Source organism: Sulfitobacter sp. HI0040 (assembly GCF_001634885.1).
GTDB lineage: Bacteria > Pseudomonadota > Alphaproteobacteria > Rhodobacterales > Rhodobacteraceae > Sulfitobacter.
Genome location: NZ_LWEX01000197.1, coordinates 1 through 5,289, shown reverse-complemented (window position 1 = coordinate 5,289; position 5,289 = coordinate 1). Strand labels below are relative to the sequence as shown.

The window sequence follows — 5,289 nt, the reverse complement described above, 5'->3', positions numbered from 1 at the left end:
GGCGCGGGCAACCAGAGCCGGAGACGCTCGATCGGGACGCGGCGGTGCCGAAGGAATGGGAGGCAGTGTTGGATGCGCGGGAGGATTTCATCGAGGAGTTGATGGGGCATTGACAGTATTAGGAGTTGCGACAGGACACGATAGCGAGTGCATCTGCAAGCATTCGGATTTCCCGTTGACAGGATCAGTTCAAACAGTTGAATTTGAACGGTAGTTGGCTCTAGAAATGGGAAGACGCATGCCGAGAAAAATTAGTTGTTTTGTGTCGTTCTCAACTGCAGATGGCGATGAAGATGCCATCAAATTTCTCTTGGCGCATTTGTCAAACATCTGTGAAGAAAAAGTAGACTTCAAAGCATACTTCAATAATCGGAGCGGATCCGACCTAGGGAAGTTCATGAAGGAGGATCTACTTTCTGCAGACGCAGTTCTGGCACTTTTCTCCCCAGACTATAAAGTAAAGAGTGACCAACATATTAAGTCGGGGGTACTAACCGAATATATGTTTATCGTTGATAGGCTGGAAGGGAGACAGGATGGCAAACCCCCCTTGTTCATACCAGTAGTCTGGAAAGCGAACTCCGATCAAGCGTTGCCAAACTATTTTAATGGTAGAGAGCTAACCCGCGACTTGAGTCAATTCAAGCCGATACAAACAACAGGTCCCGCCTATTTACCAGATAGAACTGCCTCAAAAACAAAGCCAGATATTGACGCCATTTGTCGAGATCTTCTCGACTGTTGGCGCGAAAACGATCCGGAACTCGATAGAATCCAAACGGAAGTCGATAGTATATTGTTGGACCCGGTTGCTATTTCCGAAGTTGATTCAATATCTTGTGAGAAGGGAATGGATGGTGGCATTGAGGTGAGTGACGCCTTTTTCCGAAAAGCAGAACGAACAAGCTTTACCATAGATGAATTTTCCAACGAATTTTTTGTGAAGACGAGTGCATTTAGAGCTATTGGCAAGTATCACAAAATTGCATTTACAGGTCGAAAGGGCTCTGGAAAAACGACGCTCCTGAAAGTGTACAAGTTTCAGAACTCGGAACTCTATTTCGATCCCATCGACGTGGAAGTGAACGACTGGAATCTTCACTATCTATTGCAAGACTTAACGTTCAAATCCGCCGAGGGCGACTTAACTTACACAGCAGAAGAGTCGAAAGTCTTCGACTATATTTGGCCGGTCTTTCTTTCTCTTTGCATGGTCAAGAGTGTTATCTCGTGCGTGGGCGACACTTCCTTAGGCAAACTTCTCCCGAAAAAAGCACATGTGGAACGATTTGAATGCGACTCGGGTCGATATGAGGCGCTCTTCAATATGTCTGTCGGGGTTGTGAGGGAGTTCATAGAAGACTGTATAGCGAAAGCATCTACAGTGAATGAGTCTCGGTTCAAGTCTGACCTTTTACGATTGATAAACGTACAGTCTTGCACTGAATACCTTCTAGGTACCGCGTACCAAGGGCTGATTGAAACAGTTCAACGAGATCCAAATAATCGAAGATTTCTATTTTGCTTGGACAGGTTCGACACCGAAATTCAGAAGTATCGAAAAGATATTAAGGATAGAAATCTCCCGGAAGATCAAAGGCGTAGGTGGGAGCAACGAGAGATATTCTGGATCCAGGGACTTGTCGAGCTCATCGATCATTTACGTAGCCCAGATAACTCATCCCCGAACCAAGACTTCTATAAGTTGCTCGGGCCACATTTGGATTTCTGCGTGCCACTTCCGAGAGACAGACTCTATGAGGTGCAACTGCGCCGTAGAGACGCGATCGTTGGGGAGATCAACGAAGAAATTAGCTGGCAACCCTACGAACTACTCACAATGCTGAGGAAGAGATTGCAGGTGGTCTGGGGAGTTCCAGATTCACGCTTGGACAAGTTAGGAAATCGAGCTCTCGGTCGCTTCCGACAGGTCCTGAAAGAAAGCGGAAGGAGACTTCCAGATAGTGTTGACGTCAAGATCAATGGCGCGGCCTTTTCTATTGATCTATTCTTGAACGTACTCCGACATTCGTTTTTTAGGCCGCGGGATGTACTTTTACACTATACACGGATAGTTGCCCGCGCTGAGCTAGCATACAAAAGAAATGAGAAAGTATCTCCGTCATATGTTGCACGTATTATTTCGGAGCAGACGCATCGAATTGTTGAGGAAGAGTTCCTTGGCGAGTTTTCAGATACGTTTACTAATTTGCGGGAAATTCTAGATACGTTTAAGGCTTCCCCACAGATTCTTTCATGCGAACAGCTTCGTGAAAAGCTGCAAGGTCTTCGGTTCGAAATGTATGGCCGTAGTGAGATAAGTAAGCTTGGGCAGAAAGTTAGGTTTCTTTATGAGATCGGATTTTTGGGTATCCGGGCTGACGCCGTTCAGTTAGGGGGGGTATCTTTAGATGATTTTGATTTCTACTTTTTTAATCCAAGATATGCTCAGAATTTGGAAAGCGAGGATGTGCTAGCGGCATTGATTTTTGCCATTCATCCAATATTCATTGAGCACCTTACATTGAAAATGAATTCAAAACAGCCGGTAATGATGCTCAATTGGGATCAAGTTGAAGCAATGGATGTGTTCGACTGAATTCAGTCAAACCTGAGACCCGACTTCCCTCCAGCCTTTGGGGGAATCCGTCGATTGATTTCTGGCCTCATGCGGCCTGGGTTTCCAGTCTCGATTTCATTGCAAATTCCTCGGGCGTCAGGTTGCGTTGTAGTCATCCCTCCATGTTGTGATCTTTTCGCGGGCCTCGGCCAGTGACGAGAACAGGGTTTTCTTCAAGTGTTCGTCCCTGAAGCTGCCATTGAAGCTCTCAACAAAACCGTTCTGCATCGGCTTGCCCGGCGCGATGCTATGCCAGTCGATTCTCGTCTCCTGGCACCATCTGAGCACCGCCATACTGGTCAGTTCCGTCTCGTTGTCGCTGACAAATGTTCTGGGTCGTTGGCGTCGGGTCATGATCGTGGTCAGTTCCCGCGTGACACGCAGCCCCGAGAGCGAGGTGTCGGCGACCAGGGCGAGGCACTCCCGGCTGAAGTCGTCGACGATGGCCAAGACACGGAACCTGCGCCCGTCGGTGAAGGCGTCAGAGACGAAATCCGAGGCTCCAGCGTTCGTTGGGCTTCTCTGGAACAAACATCGGTCTGAGTGTCCCGAGGGCCCGCTTCCGGCCGCCGCGTTTCCTTACCTGCAGCTTCTTCTGGTTCACTCGCCAGCCCTGCCGCTCCAGCATAACGTGCACGCGGCGATAGCCGAACCGGCGACGCTCCGCTGCTACGACCTTCATCGCCTGACGCAAATCCGCATCGTCCGGGCGCACGCTGCGATACCGCACGCTCGACCGGTCAACGTCCAGAACAGAACACGCCCGCCGCTGGCTCACCTGATGCGCTTCGCACAGATGTGCCACGGCCTCCCGCCTGGCCGCGGGCGTCACCATTTTTTTGATGCAACGTCTCGCAGCATCGCGTTGTCCAGCATCTGCTCGGCCAACAGCTTCTTCTGCTTGGCGTTCTCGTCCTCCAGCGCCTTAAGCCTCCTGGCATCCGAAACTTCGAGCCCGCCGAACTTCGCCTTCCACTTGTAGAACGTCGCCGAGCTGATCCCGAGCTCGCGGCACACGTCCGCCGTCGCAACGCCGCTCTCCTGCTGCTTCAGGAGCGAGATGATCTGCTCTTCGCTGAACCGTGATCTCTTCATTCTGTCCGCCTCCTTCGTTGGGACGGACTCTACCTCACAATGGAGGAGGAAACGGGTCTCAAGTCACGAAGTCTACTTATACTGTTTGATTTGGCAAATAAAACTCGGTAATCCCCCGCTTCCCCTCGGCCCGTCCAAGCTGCACGATCACATCGATGGATTTCCGGATGTATTCCCGCATCTCGGCGAAGGTCAGCGGTGTCCCCGCCTGCAATACCATGATCGCCAGCCGGTCGATGGCGAGTTCCGCGGTTTCCGCGTGGATGGTGGAGACCGACCCGCCATGGCCGGTGTTGATCGCCTCGAGATAGGTCAGGGCTTCGGCGCCTCGCAACTCGCCGACGATGATCCGATCGGGGCGCATGCGGAGGGAGGCCTGCAGGAGGGCGTTGGCACTGCGTTGCGAGCCGGAACCGCGGTCGGCCAGAAGGGCGACGGTATTGGGTTGGCCCGGGAACAGCTCAAAAGCGTCCTCAATGGTGATCAGCCGTTCGTGCTCGCTGACGTGGGTCAGAAGGTGGCGGGCAAAAGTGGTCTTACCGGTCGAGGTGCCGCCGCTGATCAGGACGTTGAGCCGCGCCTCGACCAGGGTTTGCAGCGCGGCCTCGAGATTTTCTTCGGCGAGACTGGCAATGTTCTTCATCTTCTCGGCGCGGAGGGCATCGAGCGAGACAGCCTTGCCGAAGAGATAGGCCGGTGCGTAGTCCCGGACGCTGCCCGAGGCAAAGAGGCGGATGGTGATCGAGGCGCCGCGATCAATGGCGGGCGGCACGGCGACCTGGACCCGGAGGGGGCGGCCTGCATATTCCACCTTGCCGGAGACGAGCGGGTTCTTTTCAGAGACGCGGGCCTTGGCATCGCCGACGATGGTCTGGGCCATGTTGAGGGCGGTGGTGCGATCCACGGTCTGGCCTTCATGGCGCATGGTGGCGTCGCCCGCCACCTCGAGCCAGACCTTGCCGTCCGGATTGATCGCGATCTCGACCACGTCATCGCGCCGCAGCAGGTCGCGGAACGGGTCGAGATAGCGCTCGAGGTATGAGGCTGGTGACGCCTGATCCATCAATTCGGTAGTTCCGGTAATATTGAATCTGGTTTCGCTGCCTCTCGCCTGCGGCTCGAACGCGAAACCAGATGCTTCTTTCTCATTGTGAACCAGAACCCCCGTAGATCACCACATCCCGGTCCACCAGCACGGTGACCGAGGCCCCCTGATCGACATAGATCGTCGGCGCGATCGACACCTGGTCGGCGATCACCGAACCGACGGCATCCTGAAGATCGCTGCCGACACCGCCCAGGACGATGCTGGTGGTTTCGTTGTTGGCGCTCTCGGCCACCACGGCCGGCGCGGCCCCGATCACGGAAATCAGTGCCGCCCCGCCGAAGCGCTCGGCGAACTTCGTATCGACAAGCCCGGTGAGGCCCGAGCGCCCGAGTTGGTCTCCGCCCACGGCCGCAATTTCCATCGAGGTGCCGTCCGGGGTCAGGACGCGGGTCCAGACGATCAGGATGCGTTTCTGGTGCATGTCGATGCCGGAGCGATATTGGCCAAAAAGGCGGGAGCCGCGAGG

General features: G+C 53.9%; 3 protein-coding genes and 1 pseudogene. 1 reads left to right on the top strand and 3 read right to left on the bottom strand.

Translation table 11 applies throughout. The features are described from left to right. The first annotated feature begins 238 nt into the window (after positions 1–238). The gene (locus A3728_RS12015) at positions 239–2,599 is read left to right on the top strand and encodes a P-loop ATPase, Sll1717 family (protein ID WP_067267174.1); all 2,361 of its coding nucleotides are present in this window, start codon (positions 239–241) and stop codon (positions 2,597–2,599) included. A gap of 126 nt (positions 2,600–2,725) precedes the next feature. On the opposite strand, the pseudogene A3728_RS23720 reads toward A3728_RS12015, so the two are convergent. The 3 genes and pseudogenes from A3728_RS23720 to A3728_RS11995 all read right to left on the bottom strand — a co-directional run. Then, positions 2,726–3,715: pseudogene (locus tag A3728_RS23720) on the bottom strand (IS3 family transposase); the annotation flags it as partial. Positions 3,716–3,791: 76 nt separating this feature from the next. Next, on the bottom strand, positions 3,792–4,778 hold the full coding sequence (locus A3728_RS12000) for an ATPase, T2SS/T4P/T4SS family (RefSeq protein WP_009804194.1): 987 nt from the start codon (positions 4,776–4,778) through the stop codon (positions 3,792–3,794). 82 nt (positions 4,779–4,860) lie between these two features. Beyond that, positions 4,861–5,289, bottom strand: a 429-nt coding sequence (locus A3728_RS11995) for a TrbI/VirB10 family protein (protein ID WP_150120764.1), incomplete at its 5' end; no start/stop codon positions are given.